The organism is Alkaliphilus peptidifermentans DSM 18978 (assembly GCF_900101495.1).
Classification (GTDB): Bacteria; Bacillota; Clostridia; order Peptostreptococcales; family Natronincolaceae; genus Alkaliphilus_C; species Alkaliphilus_C peptidifermentans.
In genome coordinates this window covers 37,019-50,902 of record NZ_FMUS01000013.1, presented here as the reverse complement: position 1 = coordinate 50,902, position 13,884 = coordinate 37,019, and the positions used below count along the sequence as shown (strand labels likewise).

Sequence of the window (13,884 nt, the reverse complement as noted above, 5' to 3'; positions counted from 1 at the left end):
GCTTGAAGCCGTTTTTAAATTGTCTGTTTATTTTAATATCGGAAGTGTATTGCCTCCATATGGCATGAGGGTTATTTTAGGGTCTACTGGACTTAATTGATATGCCAGCTCCAGGGCATCCTCCAGCGAGTTTACTGGAATAAAGCCTAACTGTTGAACCTCTTCCTTCGGTAATGATGATATTAGTATCAGTTTTCTATAAACACCGGTATAGGCAGCTTTATAGGCAGCATAGCCAGGAACAGTAAAATTCTTCTTTAATGCTCTTTCCATTTCCTCAAGGGTTTTATATTTAAACCATTGTAGAAACTCTGCTGCCCCTAATCCTTCACTGCATTCTGACATTAAAATTATAACACTATTATCTTTACCTCCATAAAGGCAGTTATCCATTGTTTTAATAGTCTGATAGAGATTGATGTCCTTTGGATAGCCACCAGCGGAAGCAATAATGATATCTGCTTTATTTTCTATACTTATTCCATAGATATTTCGGATGACTTCACAGCCTTCAAGCCATGCTTTTTCAAAATCTCCAGCAACAAATTTTAGAAAGTTACCATCTGTATCTAATACAGAATTAATAAGGAAGTCTGGGTTTATTTTTCTACAGATATCTGTGATATCCTCCCTCATTGGATTGCCATACACTTTATTTGAACACGCATCTAAATTTAAACCAGTTCCATGACCTTCGTTAAAGGTAAGACGATGATTATATTGGATTGTCTCTAGTCCTGCTACGCCAGGTACAATGCTTTTTGCACCACCGCCGAATCCAGCAAACAAATGAAATACAATACCACCTGTTAGAATCACCCTATCGGCCTCAATAATCTTCTTATTAATATAAATTGGAGTATTAAAGCTGGAATTTCCTAAATAACTAAGCTCTTCTGGGCTAAAGCAATCATGATCATATACTTTAATTCTATTATAGACTTCTGTTCCTACAATTGATTCCTTTTCAACTTCACTGGAGGGTCTGTGGGAGCCTAGAGCTATCAAAATATTGACATCATCATCGGATACACCAATACTATTTAAATAATTTACTATATATTTGAGAAATTTGTTTGTTTTAATCCAAAGCCTTGTAATATCACTTACTATAATTACTACCCTTTCTCCTGATGTTATAATTTCCTTAAGTGGTGGTGCCCCTATTGGATTTTCTATTACTTTTAAAACCTCTTTTTGAATATCTGGAATTGGAACACTATTCTTTGGAATAAGGTTATCAATAATGGCCCCTTCATCTATAGCGGCTTGCAATTCTGTTTTTCCATACTTAAATTTGTATATTGTCAAACTTCTCACCTCCTAAAAAGCTGGAACTATTGAGCCTTGAAAGGTGTTTTCTATAAACCTTCTTACTTCATCTGAATGATATACTTCCACTAATTTTTTGATTCTTTCATCCTCCTTAAGCTCTGGTCTGGTGACAATATAGTTTACCCAGGGAGAATTTTTGTCTTCTATGAAGATAGAATCTCTTACAGGGTTCATACCTGCTTCAATAATAAAGTTTGTATTAATAACTCCAACTGCAACATCTGGTAAGGCACGAATCAGCATTGGTGCCTCCAATTCAACAATCTTTAATTCTTTAGGATTGTCTACTATATCCCTTACCGTTGCAGCTGTACCAATTCCTTCTTTTAATTTAATCACACCTGAAGTTTCAAGTAAAATTAAAGCTCTAGCTTGATTTGTGGCATCATTAGGAACAGCAACTTTATCACCATTTTGTAATTCTGTAGGTGAAGAAATTTTATTCGAGTAAATACCCATTGGAAAGTTCACCGTTGGTGCTATTGTTATTAAATCCATATTTCTGTCTGCATTAAATTGGATCAAATATGGTTCATGTTGAAATATATTTACATCTAATTGCTTTTCAAATAGTTGAATGTTGGGCTGTATATATTCATTAAATACAACAAGCTCAATTGATAAACCCTCCTCAGCCGCTAACTCCTGAACCTTCTTAGCAACCTGCTCATGGGGCCCACCTGTTACTCCAATCTTTAATGATGACTCACCGCTGGTTGTAGGCTTAGCACCACAACCGATTACTGTAAATACTAATAATATTACTGTTAAAACTAAACATATTCTTTTCATTTTATCCTCTCCCTTTATTGTTTTAATGTATTATTTATTTAAATCATTAAAGCTTAGATGCAATAGCTTGTTACATCAATTCTATTCCTACTTCTTGTAATATGATTTCTTATAATGTTTGTGAATTTATTCTTCACCAAAATTGATTAATGACTTAGTCTCTTTAATAGGTATTCACCAAGGCTTTGTACTATATTTACAATTAGTAGTAATAGTATAGTTGTTACAATCATAATATCTGTCCTAAAATATTGATAACCATATCGAATTGCGAAATCTCCTAGTCCACCTCCTCCTACGGTACCTGCCACTGCTGAGAAGCCTATTAAGCTGACAATTGTTATTGTTAAGGCATATACTATTCCTGGTAAGCCTTCAATTAAAAGCACTCTATAGATAATTTCAAGGGGACTTGATCCCATTGCTTTTGCAGCCTCTATAACACCAGGGTCAATTTCAAGTAATGCTGATTCAACTTGTCTTGCAACAAAGGGTGTAGCGGCGAATATCAATGGTACAACTGCTCCCTTAAGCCCAATGGTGGTGCCGGCAATAAATCTTGTTATAGGTATTATTGCTGTTAATAGAATTACAAAGGGTAAAGCTCTGAATACATTTACAAACTTCCCTAAAATGAAATATATTAATTTGTTTTCTAAAAGATTACCTTCTCTAGTAACCACTAAGGTTATTCCTAATGGTATTCCAATAGCTGAAGCAATTGTTCCTGATATGAGCACCATCAATAATGTGTCCTTCAATGCCTTCATCAGATCTGGAAATAGATCAACTACATTGGGCATTATTTGATTTAATAATTCCATTTTCTTTTAGCACCTCCACCTTGATATTATTTTCCTCTAGAAATTCAATAGCCTCATGTATTTTTGCAGAATTGCCGCTGAAGCTCACTATCAAACTTCCAAAGGATACACCCTGAAGGCTTTCTATGCTGCCAAACAATATATTTGCTAAGATTCCATAATCAATTGATATTTTTGATATAAAGGCCTGCCCTGCAGCCTGGCCTACAAAAGAAATTTTAACAGTTAGCTCATAACTAGAAGAATTCTTTAAAAATCCTTGATTTATCACATCCTCTAAATTATCATAGCCCATTGTATTGGCAACAAATTCTTTGGTAATCCCCCTTTTAGGATTGGAGAATATATCTAATATACTGCCTTTTTCTACTACTTCCCCATTCTCCATAACTGCAACTCTATTACATACCTCTTTAACTACCTCCATTTGATGGGTAATAATGACTACGGTTAAATTGAGTTTTTGGTTAATGTCTTTTAATAGATTTAAAATTGCTCTAGTATTCTGGGGATCAAGTGCAGATGTAGCTTCATCACAAAGCAGCACCTCTGGATCGTTGGCAAGAGCTCTGGCTATAGCAACTCTTTGTTTTTGACCGCCACTAAGCTGTGAAGGATAGGAATAAACCTTATCTTTTATTCCAACCAACTCTAAAAGCTTTATAACTTTTTCTTCAATCTGTACTTTGTTTAATCCTTTCCCTTTAAGAGGGTATGCAACATTATCAAATACATTTCTTCTATTCATTAAGTTAAAATGTTGAAATATCATCCCAATTTTTTCTCTTTGCTTTCTTAGACTCTTAGGAGAAAGGGCTGTAATATCAATATCATTTATAACAACCTTCCCCGAATCTGGTCTTTCCAAAAGATTTATACATCTAATTAATGTGCTTTTACCAGCACCACTATAGCCGATTATTCCAAACATATCTCCTTTCTCTATTTTTAATGTTACATTCTTTAATGCCCCCACCGATACTTTTTTACTTTCATAGGTTTTTGATAGGTTATCTAGTAAAATCATTTCAATCCCTCCTTCATAAAATCAAATATATTAGAATTTATTAATTCATTAAAAAAAAATCCCCTTCTCAAAGAGAAGAGGATTTTTGCATAAAAAAACCCTAAGAAGGGTATTTTACATCCTTCCTCATCTCTCAGAACTGTGTTCTGCTGGATTTAGCACCGTCACATATAAGTGTGGTTGCTGAAACTTCATCGGGCCAAGTCCCTCCGTTTCTCTTGATAAGGTATTATTTTGTTTTGAATTCATAAACTTAGATTATATTATATGAAAATAAACTTAATATGTCAATAAGAAATATTGAGAAAAATTAAGTTTCTATTTGGAATAATTATTAATAGGTTCTAATGGTTTTAATATCTAAGTTCTGCATTATTCTATCTTTATATTTTTCTGGAACTGAAATATAGTTGGAATCTCCATCACTTATATATCGAAGTCTTGTTCCTTGGTCAAATGCCTTTAGCCAATCATAAATCCCCACTCCATCAACCTTTGTTTCACTTGCCCTAACCCTGCGTATTTTAGATGCATTAAAATTCGAGCTATATGGTGAGTGATATGGGTCCCATCCCACCTCTAATACTGCTACATTATGATATTTTTCTCCTTCATACTCTCCTTCTACAAGATAACTATGCCATTCTTGATTTGAAGGTTTTGAACCAAAGGGTAATGCAAGGGTATTTACCTCATAGTCGGGTAGATACTGTCTTATAAACTTATTTAATTTTCCTATTTCCTCTTGTATCTTTTCTGGTGTAGTATTGGTAAAGTTAATATGGGTCATTGTGTGATTACCAATATCCATTCCCTTCTCAACTATATAGTTCAGCTTATATTCGATGAACTCTTTTTGTCCAAAGGGTGTACCTCCATTAATGAAGAAGGTGGCTTCTAAAGGAAAGTCTGGATAGATTTTATGAAAATCAACCAGTATTCCAACCGCACTATCTGGATCTATTATCCATTCACCATCATCATTTTCTATCATATTAAAATTGTTCTGATTACCGTCATCAAAGGTTAAAATTACTGGGGTCATTCCGGCCTCTGTATTAATATTGCCAGTTGCATAATCATATAAGCTTATTGGTCTATATCCTCTGTAATAAAGCTCCATAAGGTCTTTTCTAAAATTATCTGGGGTTCTAGACCACTCTGCTTCAGGTTCTCTTATATGATGGTACATTAGTACCATTATTTCACCTGCTTCATTAGGTTTTATCTCTAGCAAATTAATTTCTTCTATAATTATTTCTTCATCAGCCTCAGCTATTTCTTCAACTTCTCCTTCCAGTGTATCTTGTTGCTCTTCAACCACAGGATCATCAGTATTTACTCCTACGTCGGCTCCGCATCCTACTATTAAAAAAACTAAAATTAATGCTAAAAAAATTATCATTTGCTTTTTCAAGTTTTTTTCCCCCTTATGTATTTATCAAAAGCATTACTCATTGTTTTTTAAATGGTATTTTTTGCTCAACATTATTGATTTCATTGTGCACATAATATTGGTAGAGGTGATTTCATGTCTATTCGAAAAAGTCAATGGACCAACATTAAAGGTGAACGAACAGAGGAAAGTGCAAAAACCTATAAATTTGAAGAAAGACACTTTCACAGAGAAGCAAAATCACAAAAAGCTCAACTTGAAAGCGCTCATCAGCATGGCACAAGAAAAGATGTCAAGAGACCAATGGATGAAAAATTAACTTAAAAAGATAGTATAGGGTAGTATATACACTACCCTATCTTCTTAAATTTTCGGTTCCCTTCGGACACGCTTTAACACAGATACCACATACTGCGCCTCTTCCAATTGATTGATATTGTTTATGCATATGGGTACTACAAAGGCTTGGATCAAGAATATCTTCCCTTGGCATACCAGCCTTCCATGTACCTCCCTTTAAAGCCATTGCAGGGCACGATTTAACACATATATTACAGTTTTGACATTTGGATTCTTCAATTGGCTGATCATACTCAAGTTCCATATCTGTTAGAACTGTACCTAATCTTACTCTTGGTCCAAATTCTTCTGTTATAAGACAACAGTTTTTACCTATCCAACCAATACCCGACCTTGTGGCTGCTGTACGATGGGGAAACAAGCTTTTAAATTTCCAACCATCTTTATTAATAGACTGGGATGCAGGAACTGCCATAGCTAAATATCCCCATTGCTGCAGAAGATTAGTGGTCTTAAAGGTTACTTGATCAATAAATGCATTTACCGTGCGATAATGATGAAAATAGGTATGTGTGGGTCCATCTTTTATATTTATATCACTTACTATTTGATCAGATAATCTTACAACAATAGTAATTCCGCTTTTTAAATGCTTAAATTCGTCAGGTAATTGATCTTCTAAAAAACTATAGCCTATTTTAACTATTCCTTGATCAAATAAAAATTTTGTGAGTTTTTCCTGTTTGTCCACCTGCATCGCTCCTTTAATTAAATTATATCAGATAAGAATATTATAAGCACTCAATTCCATTATTTGAAAGCATCACAAGATACTTCTAGCATAGTAGTTATTCATGTGGTTAAACTAATTATACAACAGAAACAAGTCTGTTGTTAGATTAAGCTTAGAGGAGGGAAAACCATGGCACGTAACGGAAATCGTATCGTTGTTCCAGAAGCTCGTCAAGCACTTAATCAAATGAAGGTAGAAATAGCAAATGAATTAGGCATAAGTAACTATGAAAGTATTGATAAGGGAAATTTATCCTCTAGAGAAAATGGTTATGTTGGTGGATATATGACCAAGCGTCTAGTGGAATATGCAGAAAGAACAATGAGTAATAAATAAATCGATAAACTTTCTTAGTTTTAAAAAAGGAGGCACTAATATGATTTTAGTGTCTTCTTTTTTGTATTTTTGTCGTATATAGGAGTATAATATCTATTATAAACTCTTTAATTATATTATGAAATGCATTAAACTAATATAGAGACTATTTTTGAGGAAGAGGGCGACGCAATGTTTGTAAATTCATCTCAACAACTAGCAGAAAATAAGCTATTGTTATTATATATTTTTAAGAAACTGGATCTTCCAGTTACACATTCTCAGGTAACAGATTTTATTTTAAAAAATGATATAATGAATTACTTTATGTTTCAACAGTTTTTAGGTGAATTGAAAGAGTCGGATTTTATAGAGGAAGAGCATAAGGATAATATTCAATACTATGTAATAACTGAAAAGGGTAGAAATACCTTGAAGTATTTTATTGACAGAATACCACCCTTCAGCATTAATAAAATTAATCAAATGTTGGGTGTGGCAAGGAATGAGTTTATAAAAAGCTCAGAAGTTAAAGCAGATTATATTAAGCTTAATGAAATGGAATATTTGGTTTCATTAAAGGTAATAGAAAATGAACAGCCTATAATTCATTTAGATTTAAATGTTGCCAATAGTAAACAAGCCAAACAGATATGCGAAAACTGGAGAAATAATGCCCAAAATCTATATGGAAAATTAATTAATCTTTTAATAGAATAAAAAAAAGAGTAATTTTTAATGAGTAGAAGTAATTTAGAATTTTTCTTTTCATTACTAATTGCTCATTATTCATTACTCATTGTTCTTAACTTATAATATAACAATACTTGTAGGCTCCTGCCCAACAGGTATACTTTTAACTAAAGCTTTTTTTCCAATATCTATAACATGTAAAATATTATCATGTAGACCAGTTACATAAATTTCATTTTTTTCATGATTTATTTCCACTCCATGGGGCATTTTACTTAAGTTTATGGAATCTTCCATTGTATCATTTTTCAAGCTGTAAATATGAAGGCTATTCATATCAGAATCACTAATATATAGTGTTTCATTGGTTTTATCACCTACTACCTCTACAGGCATTTTACCAATGTGAAGGGTCCTTAACAGCTCCATTTCCTTTATACTATAGATGTATATTTTTCCTTTTCTATCATAAAGGTGACTATAGTGAACAGCATATAAGTAGTTTCCATCGTAACTTAGCTTCAAGTGCCATGGATTTCCATTAACTATATGGCATTTTTTCTTTTCATTGGTGCTGGTTATTATCTCAGTTATAGTTCTTGCACCCTGATTTGCAACAAAAATTCTCTCTTCATCAGTAGTCATTACCATCCCATGAGGTAGCTCTCCTGTTGGTATTTGAAGCGCTACACTTAAGGTATCCATATTTATTACAGAAACACTATTAGAATCTGAATTTGCAACGTATGCATAGTTATATTTCTTGCAAATTATTACTTGACTAGGAAAGCTTCCTACCGAAATAACCTCTTTAGCTTTACCTGTAAGTAGATCAATTATTTCTAAGCTACTATGATAGGTGTTTGGTACAAATAGATTCTTCAACCTTCGATCAATAGCTATATGGTGGGGTCCCAGTCGTTCTGGTGGATGGGCTTTATCTTTTTGATGCAGGTAAATTCTTCGTAATTCTTTACCCTGTACAGGGTCGACTATAGATATAGAGTCATCAAAAAAATTGGAAACGATTAAATTACCCTGAGATAAATCCTTCATCCAATCACCTCAATCATCATTCATAAAGGCTACACCTACTTATTCCTCTACTATATATCTATCTTATGAAAAAGGAAAAAATATGTGATAATAGTTTTCAGAGATAATGAAAGAGGCTTATATTAGTAATTTTCTCTTATATGCTTTCTTGCTTCACCAATCATATATAATGAGCCTGCAACAACTATGGCCTCAGTTGCTTTTGTCAGCTTAAAAGCACAGTCAACTGCTTTTCCAATTTCTACTTCCACATAAACTTCTTTATTATATCTTACAAGCTTTTCTGATAATTGCTGGGGTTCCATAGCTCTTGGATTATCAGGCTTTGTTAAAACAACTCTGTCAACCAAAGGCACTATTTTATCAACAAACCCTCCCACATCTTTATCCTTAAGCATCCCAAGCACCAATGTTATAGAGAAATTTTCAAGCTGATTTTCCAAAGTCTTTGCCAAGGCTTCTGCTCCGTGAATGTTATGGGCTCCATCGATAATAGTTAATGGGTCATGCTTCATTACTTCCAGTCTTCCGGGCCATCTCGTGTTTAAAAAACCTCTATAAATTGAATCATCGTCTATTTTTATTCCATGGTGCTTTTTTAAAGCTTCTAAAACTGTTAATGCTGTGGCGGAATTATATATTTGATGTTGACCAACCATATGTATTTTTATATTTTTATAAGCTTTATCCATTACAGTAATAGTAAATTCTTGTCCTTCAATGGAACTATTATGAATGTTTATATCATCAAAGGATACAACTATTAGCCTGCTGTTTTTTTCTGTGCAAAGCTCTTCAATAACCCCTATCGCCCCCGACTCCTGTGGGTAGGTAACCACAAGACTGTTGTCCTTTATTATACCTCCCTTTTCGAAGGCTATTTTTTCTATGGTATCACCCAAGTATTCCATGTGATCATAGCCAATAGGGGTTATAACAGATATCAATGGCTTTTCCACAACATTTGTTGCATCTAGTCTACCCCCAAGACCAACCTCTAAAATAAGGAAGTCGATCTTTTCCTTTGCATAGTAGTAAAAGGCTATAGCAGTTACCACTTCAAATTCTGTTGGATGATTTCTTCCTTCTTTCACCATTAATTCTATCTTTTCCTTTACAATGTACGTTACCTCTGCAAGTTCTTCCTCTGGTATATTAACTCCATTAATTCTTATTCTCTCTGTAAAGGTTTCTAAATAGGGTGATGTATACAGTCCTACTTTATATCCTGCTTCCTTCAATACCTCATTAATAAAGGCTGCAGTTGAACCTTTTCCATTTGTCCCAGCGATGTGAATTATTTTCAAGTCTTTTTGTGGGTCACCCAATAGCTTCAATAAATAGCTTATATTTTCAAGTCCAAGTTTACTGCCAAATTTATAGGTGCCGTGGATATATTCAAGTGCTTCATGGTAGTTCATGTTTTTTTCCTCCGTTTGCTAATTGATATGTTCCTATCAAGAATATTACCATAATAGATAATAGCAGTCAAAGAATTACAAGTAAGGGCAGTCATATATATGACCACCCTAAAAGCTAACCCTTATTCTTTATTGAATCTAATCGCTCTAAAACAGTATCAAGCATTTGCTGGTACTTCTCTTGTTTCTCTTTTTCCTCTTTAATAAGCTCTGGTGGAGCCTTTTTTAGGAAGCCTTCATTGGCAAGTCTTCCTTCTCCTCGCTTTATTTCACCCTCCAGTTTCTTTTGTTCCTTTTCTAATCTCTCAATTTCCTTTTCGTAATCAACTAAATCATCTAGAGGAATAAATATTTCTGCTCCTTGAACAACAATGGAAACAGCATCTGAAGGTATTGTATCTTTTCCTTCCACATTTTGTATTTCAGATACACTAGCTAAAGTAGTGAAGTATTGCTTTGAAGCTTCAATTATACTTTTTGTATCTTCTCTAGTTGTCAAAACCAGCATTTTAGCTTTTCTTGATGGTACTACATTCATCTCTGCCCGTACGTTTCGAATATTTTTAATAATTGTCATTACTATTGCCATTTCATCTTCTGATGCAGTATTTACATCAGCTTCTTTATACTCTGGCCATGGAGCAACAATAATATCTCCTTCTGCTGTAGGCATAGTTCCCCAAATTTCTTCTGTTATAAAGGGCATAAAGGGATGTAATAGCTTTAATATATTTTCTAATACATAGGTTAAGGTGTATTGAACTGTTCTTCTGTTTTCGAGATTTTCTCCATATAGTCTTGGTTTAGTTAGTTCAATATACCAGTCACAGTATTCACTCCATATAAAATCGTATAGTTTTTGTGCTGCAAGACCTATCTCAAATCGCTCCATATTTTCTGTTACTTCTTTGATTAACCGATTCATTTTTGATATTATCCATTGATCTGCTGAATTCATCTTTAGTTCATTTAACTGAAATTTATCTACATCTAAATTCATCAAAACGAAGCGAGTAGCATTCCATAGCTTATTGGCAAAGTTTCTGCTGGATTCTAATTTTTCAATATGAAATCTCATATCATTGCCTGGTGAATTGCCAGTTAATAGGGTAAATCTCAGTGCATCCGCCCCATATTGTTCAATAATCTCCAGTGGGTCAACACCATTCCCTAGAGACTTGCTCATTTTTCTGCCCTCTGGGTCTCTTACAATACCATGTATAAAGACATGCTTAAAGGGAACCTCATTCATAAATTCTAGACCTGAAAATGCCATTCTTACAACCCAAAAGAAAATGATATCATAACCCGTAACTAAAACGTCAGTGGGGTAGAAATATTTTAGTTCTTCAGTTTGTTGAGGCCAACCCAGGGTTGAGAAGGGCCACAGGGCTGAACTAAACCAAGTATCAAGCACATCTTCATCCTGTAGTAGTTGCTCACATTTACATTTACTACATGCTTGAGGCTTGTTTTCTGCCACAATTAACTCTCCACAATCTTGACAGTAATAAGCAGGTATTCTATGGCCCCACCAAAGCTGTCTTGATATACACCAATCCTTTATATTTTCTAACCAATGTAGATATATTTTTGAATAACGCTCTGGTACAAACTTGATGTTTCTGTCATATACCGCATCTATGGCTGGCTTTGCTAGGGATTCCATCTTAACAAACCATTGTAATGATGTTACAGGCTCTACAACTGTATTACATCTATAGCATTGTCCTACGCTATGGGCATGATCCTTAACCTTAACCAATAAGCCAAGCTCCTCTAAATCTTTAACAATTTGTTTTCTTGCTTCATATCTATCCATTCCTACATACTTGCCGCCTCTTTCATTAATGGTGGCGTCATTTTCCATAACAACAATCTGGGGAAGATTGTGTCTTAATCCTATTTCAAAGTCGTTTGGATCGTGGGCAGGTGTTATTTTAACAGCTCCTGTTCCAAATTCCGGATCAACATATTCATCTTCTATAATAGGTATTTCTCGATTCATCAACGGAAGCATTAGGGTCTTTCCAATTAAATGCTTATACCTTTCATCCTCTGGATGTATTGCTACAGCTGTATCCCCCAGCATTGTTTCAGGTCTAGTTGTGGCAATTTCAATGAACTCATCTTCACTATCAACAACAGGGTATTTTACATGCCAAAAGTTACCGCTTTTTTCTTCATGTTCTACCTCTGCATCGGATAAAGATGTTTTACATTCAGGGCACCAGTTAATAATTCTATTTCCTCTATAAATTAAGCCTTTTTCATAAAGCTTAATAAATACCTCTGTAACTGCTTTACTGCAGGTTTCGTCCAAAGTAAATCTTTCTCGCGACCAGTCACAAGAATCTCCCAGCTTTTTCATTTGTTCTACGATTCTTCCACCATATTCTTCCTTCCACTTCCATGCATGCTTTAGGAACTCGTCTCGACCAACATCTTTCTTTGTCAATCCATTTTCTTCCTTTAGCTTTTCTACTACCTTTACTTCCGTTGCAATACTTGCATGGTCTGTACCTGGTTGCCAAAGTGCTTCAAAGCCCTGCATACGCTTCCAGCGAATAAGTACATCCTGTAGGGTATGGTCAAGGGCATGACCCATATGCAGCTGTCCTGTAATATTTGGGGGTGGAAGTACAATACAAAAGGGCTTTTTATCAGGGTTTACCTTTGCTTTAAAGTATCCCTTTTCCATCCACTGCTGATAGATTCGGTCCTCAAAATCTAACGGATTATAGGTCTTAGGTAAATTATTATTCATCTAATACTCCTCCTTGTCTATTTAAACAATTCTTAGAAACTCCAATTTTTCTGGATATTGGCTTAAAAAAATCATTATTGCTCCAATAATAGTAAAAACCAATCCACTAATTTTAACGAATAAGACATTATTAAAGGGCGGCCTTTTTATTATTCTGACGATTAGTCCTGTTGCGTATACCATTAATGCTCCTATAAATAAGAATATCATTCCAAATTGAAACATTTTTTATCACCTTCCCATCGTTCAAATTGAAAGTTATAAGTATAAGGAAATCAAAATAAAAAACCCTTCATCCTTATATAAGGACGAAGGGATCTTCGCGGTACCACCTTAATTCCTGCATTAAAAAGGCAGGCTCTCAAAACAATTTAACGATTTCCCGTCTACATCTACTTAAGTTCAATGTAGAAGCTCCGAAGCTACCTTCAATAATCATTTCCCTAAAGAACCTTTCAGCCTAGGGTTCTTTTCTCTTTTGGGATGAGTTATTTACTCCTCTTCCTCATAGCCGATTTCTATATTTATTAATGTTTATTATTAGTATATTTTAAAACTATTATAATGCTTTACTTAGAAAAGTCAAGGTGTTTTTTGTATTTCTTTCATTTTTACTTCTTTTAATCCAATTTTAGCATACTGTAAAAAGGCATAGGCAGTAAAAGATACTGATATCCAAACTAAGTAAATATAATAGGGAAGCCTAAATGCTACAGAAATAATAGCAACATAAAACAATACTGTTGCCATTTTTCCATATTGATTAGCTGCAATAACAATCTTTCCCTTTTGTGTATATAAAAACAAACCTCCCGATACCATTAACAGTTCTTTAATACCCACTATTACAATTACCCATATTGGTAAAAATCTCTTTATGGTAAAACAAATCAATACTGTAAGCTGCATTAATTTATCCGCTAAGGGATCCATTGCTTGTCCCCACTTTGTTACTAAATTATATTTTCTAGCAATGTAGCCATCTAACATATCTGTCACTCCGGCTAGAATGAAAATAAGTATTGAATATACAATAGCATTGGAGGAAGTAGAAAAAAACATTATTATAAAAATAGGTATTAGTCCGAAGCGAATTATAGTTATAGTATTTGGTAAGTTCATAATCTCTCCCTCTTTTCTGCTTAAAATACTTACGTATCTATAT

General features: G+C 34.0%; 14 protein-coding genes, 1 riboswitch and 1 other annotated feature. Of the genes, 3 read left to right on the top strand and 11 right to left on the bottom strand.

Annotation, left to right across the window (positions count from 1 at the left end):
* Positions 1-27: 27 nt before the first annotated feature.
* From larAH10 to BLP68_RS10665, 5 genes are all read right to left on the bottom strand, one after another.
* Positions 28-1,311 carry an NPN-dependent 2-hydroxyacid racemase, LarAH10 family gene (gene larAH10, locus BLP68_RS10685; RefSeq protein ID WP_176758968.1) on the bottom strand — a complete coding sequence of 428 codons (1,284 nt, stop codon included), beginning with the start codon at positions 1,309-1,311 and terminating at the stop codon, positions 28-30.
* 12 nt (positions 1,312-1,323) lie between these two features.
* Positions 1,324-2,127, bottom strand: coding sequence for a MetQ/NlpA family ABC transporter substrate-binding protein (locus tag BLP68_RS10680; RefSeq protein WP_091543277.1), 804 nt, complete (start codon positions 2,125-2,127; stop codon positions 1,324-1,326).
* Positions 2,128-2,273: 146 nt separating this feature from the next.
* Positions 2,274-2,951, bottom strand: a complete 678-nt coding sequence (locus BLP68_RS10675; protein ID WP_091543275.1) for a methionine ABC transporter permease — start codon at positions 2,949-2,951, stop codon at positions 2,274-2,276.
* Positions 2,914-3,978, bottom strand: coding sequence for a methionine ABC transporter ATP-binding protein (locus BLP68_RS10670; protein ID WP_091543273.1), 1,065 nt, complete (start codon positions 3,976-3,978; stop codon positions 2,914-2,916). The genes BLP68_RS10675 and BLP68_RS10670 overlap by 38 nt, the downstream gene beginning before the upstream one ends.
* A 123-nt stretch (positions 3,979-4,101) precedes the next feature.
* A riboswitch (SAM riboswitch) is annotated at positions 4,102-4,206 on the bottom strand.
* 106 nt (positions 4,207-4,312) lie between these two features.
* Positions 4,313-5,395: a polysaccharide deacetylase family protein gene (locus BLP68_RS10665; protein WP_091543272.1), complete on the bottom strand. Its 1,083-nt coding sequence runs from the start codon at positions 5,393-5,395 to the stop codon at positions 4,313-4,315.
* A 114-nt stretch (positions 5,396-5,509) separates the two neighbouring features.
* Here BLP68_RS10665 and BLP68_RS10660 point away from each other — a divergent pair, with 114 nt between their 5' ends.
* Positions 5,510-5,698: a hypothetical protein gene (locus BLP68_RS10660; RefSeq protein ID WP_091543270.1), complete on the top strand. Its 189-nt coding sequence runs from the start codon at positions 5,510-5,512 to the stop codon at positions 5,696-5,698.
* A 31-nt stretch (positions 5,699-5,729) separates the two neighbouring features.
* On the opposite strand, the gene BLP68_RS10655 is transcribed toward BLP68_RS10660, so the two are convergent.
* Entirely contained in the window at positions 5,730-6,425 is a 696-nt protein-coding gene (locus BLP68_RS10655; protein ID WP_091543269.1) for a 4Fe-4S double cluster binding domain-containing protein, read from the bottom strand.
* Positions 6,426-6,596: 171 nt separating this feature from the next.
* On the opposite strand from BLP68_RS10655, the gene BLP68_RS10650 reads away from it, so the two are divergent.
* Positions 6,597-6,803 (top strand): alpha/beta-type small acid-soluble spore protein, encoded by a 207-nt coding sequence (locus BLP68_RS10650; protein ID WP_091543267.1) that lies wholly within the window; start codon positions 6,597-6,599, stop codon positions 6,801-6,803.
* Positions 6,804-6,974: 171 nt separating this feature from the next.
* Positions 6,975-7,502, top strand: coding sequence for a DUF4364 family protein (locus tag BLP68_RS10645; protein ID WP_091543265.1), 528 nt, complete (start codon positions 6,975-6,977; stop codon positions 7,500-7,502).
* Between the two features lie 90 nt (positions 7,503-7,592).
* Here BLP68_RS10645 and BLP68_RS10640 read toward each other — a convergent pair whose 3' ends face one another.
* The 5 genes from BLP68_RS10640 to pgsA form a co-directional block, all read right to left on the bottom strand.
* On the bottom strand, positions 7,593-8,531 hold the full coding sequence (locus BLP68_RS10640; RefSeq protein ID WP_091543263.1) for a YncE family protein: 939 nt from the start codon (positions 8,529-8,531) through the stop codon (positions 7,593-7,595).
* A 122-nt stretch (positions 8,532-8,653) separates the two neighbouring features.
* Complete coding sequence (locus BLP68_RS10635; protein WP_091543261.1) at positions 8,654-9,952, bottom strand: bifunctional folylpolyglutamate synthase/dihydrofolate synthase; 1,299 nt, start codon at positions 9,950-9,952, stop codon at positions 8,654-8,656.
* A 115-nt stretch (positions 9,953-10,067) separates the two neighbouring features.
* Positions 10,068-12,719 (bottom strand): valine--tRNA ligase, encoded by a 2,652-nt coding sequence (locus tag BLP68_RS10630; RefSeq protein WP_091543260.1) that lies wholly within the window; start codon positions 12,717-12,719, stop codon positions 10,068-10,070.
* Between the two features lie 21 nt (positions 12,720-12,740).
* Positions 12,741-12,944: a hypothetical protein gene (locus tag BLP68_RS10625; RefSeq protein WP_091543258.1), complete on the bottom strand. Its 204-nt coding sequence runs from the start codon at positions 12,942-12,944 to the stop codon at positions 12,741-12,743.
* 76 nt (positions 12,945-13,020) lie between these two features.
* Positions 13,021-13,237: a binding site (T-box leader), on the bottom strand.
* 64 nt (positions 13,238-13,301) lie between these two features.
* Positions 13,302-13,841, bottom strand: a complete 540-nt coding sequence (gene pgsA / locus BLP68_RS10620) for a CDP-diacylglycerol--glycerol-3-phosphate 3-phosphatidyltransferase (protein ID WP_091543257.1) — start codon at positions 13,839-13,841, stop codon at positions 13,302-13,304.
* Between the last annotated feature and the right edge of the window lie 43 nt (positions 13,842-13,884).

What these genes read in the sequence shown, in the direction of transcription:
- pgsA (WP_091543257.1), bottom strand. Translation starts at nt 13,841, where the DNA reads ATGAACTTACCAAATACTATAACTATAATTCGCTTCGGACTAATACCT.
- BLP68_RS10640 (WP_091543263.1), bottom strand. Translation starts at nt 8,531, where the DNA reads ATGAAGGATTTATCTCAGGGTAATTTAATCGTTTCCAATTTTTTTGAT.
- BLP68_RS10680 (WP_091543277.1), bottom strand. Translation starts at nt 2,127, where the DNA reads ATGAAAAGAATATGTTTAGTTTTAACAGTAATATTATTAGTATTTACA.
- BLP68_RS10630 (WP_091543260.1), bottom strand. Translation starts at nt 12,719, where the DNA reads ATGAATAATAATTTACCTAAGACCTATAATCCGTTAGATTTTGAGGAC.
- BLP68_RS10635 (WP_091543261.1), bottom strand. Translation starts at nt 9,952, where the DNA reads ATGAACTACCATGAAGCACTTGAATATATCCACGGCACCTATAAATTT.
- BLP68_RS10670 (WP_091543273.1), bottom strand. Translation starts at nt 3,978, where the DNA reads ATGATTTTACTAGATAACCTATCAAAAACCTATGAAAGTAAAAAAGTA.
- BLP68_RS10645 (WP_091543265.1), top strand. Translation starts at nt 6,975, where the DNA reads ATGTTTGTAAATTCATCTCAACAACTAGCAGAAAATAAGCTATTGTTA.
- BLP68_RS10625 (WP_091543258.1), bottom strand. Translation starts at nt 12,944, where the DNA reads ATGTTTCAATTTGGAATGATATTCTTATTTATAGGAGCATTAATGGTA.
- BLP68_RS10650 (WP_091543267.1), top strand. Translation starts at nt 6,597, where the DNA reads ATGGCACGTAACGGAAATCGTATCGTTGTTCCAGAAGCTCGTCAAGCA.
- BLP68_RS10675 (WP_091543275.1), bottom strand. Translation starts at nt 2,951, where the DNA reads ATGGAATTATTAAATCAAATAATGCCCAATGTAGTTGATCTATTTCCA.
- BLP68_RS10660 (WP_091543270.1), top strand. Translation starts at nt 5,510, where the DNA reads ATGTCTATTCGAAAAAGTCAATGGACCAACATTAAAGGTGAACGAACA.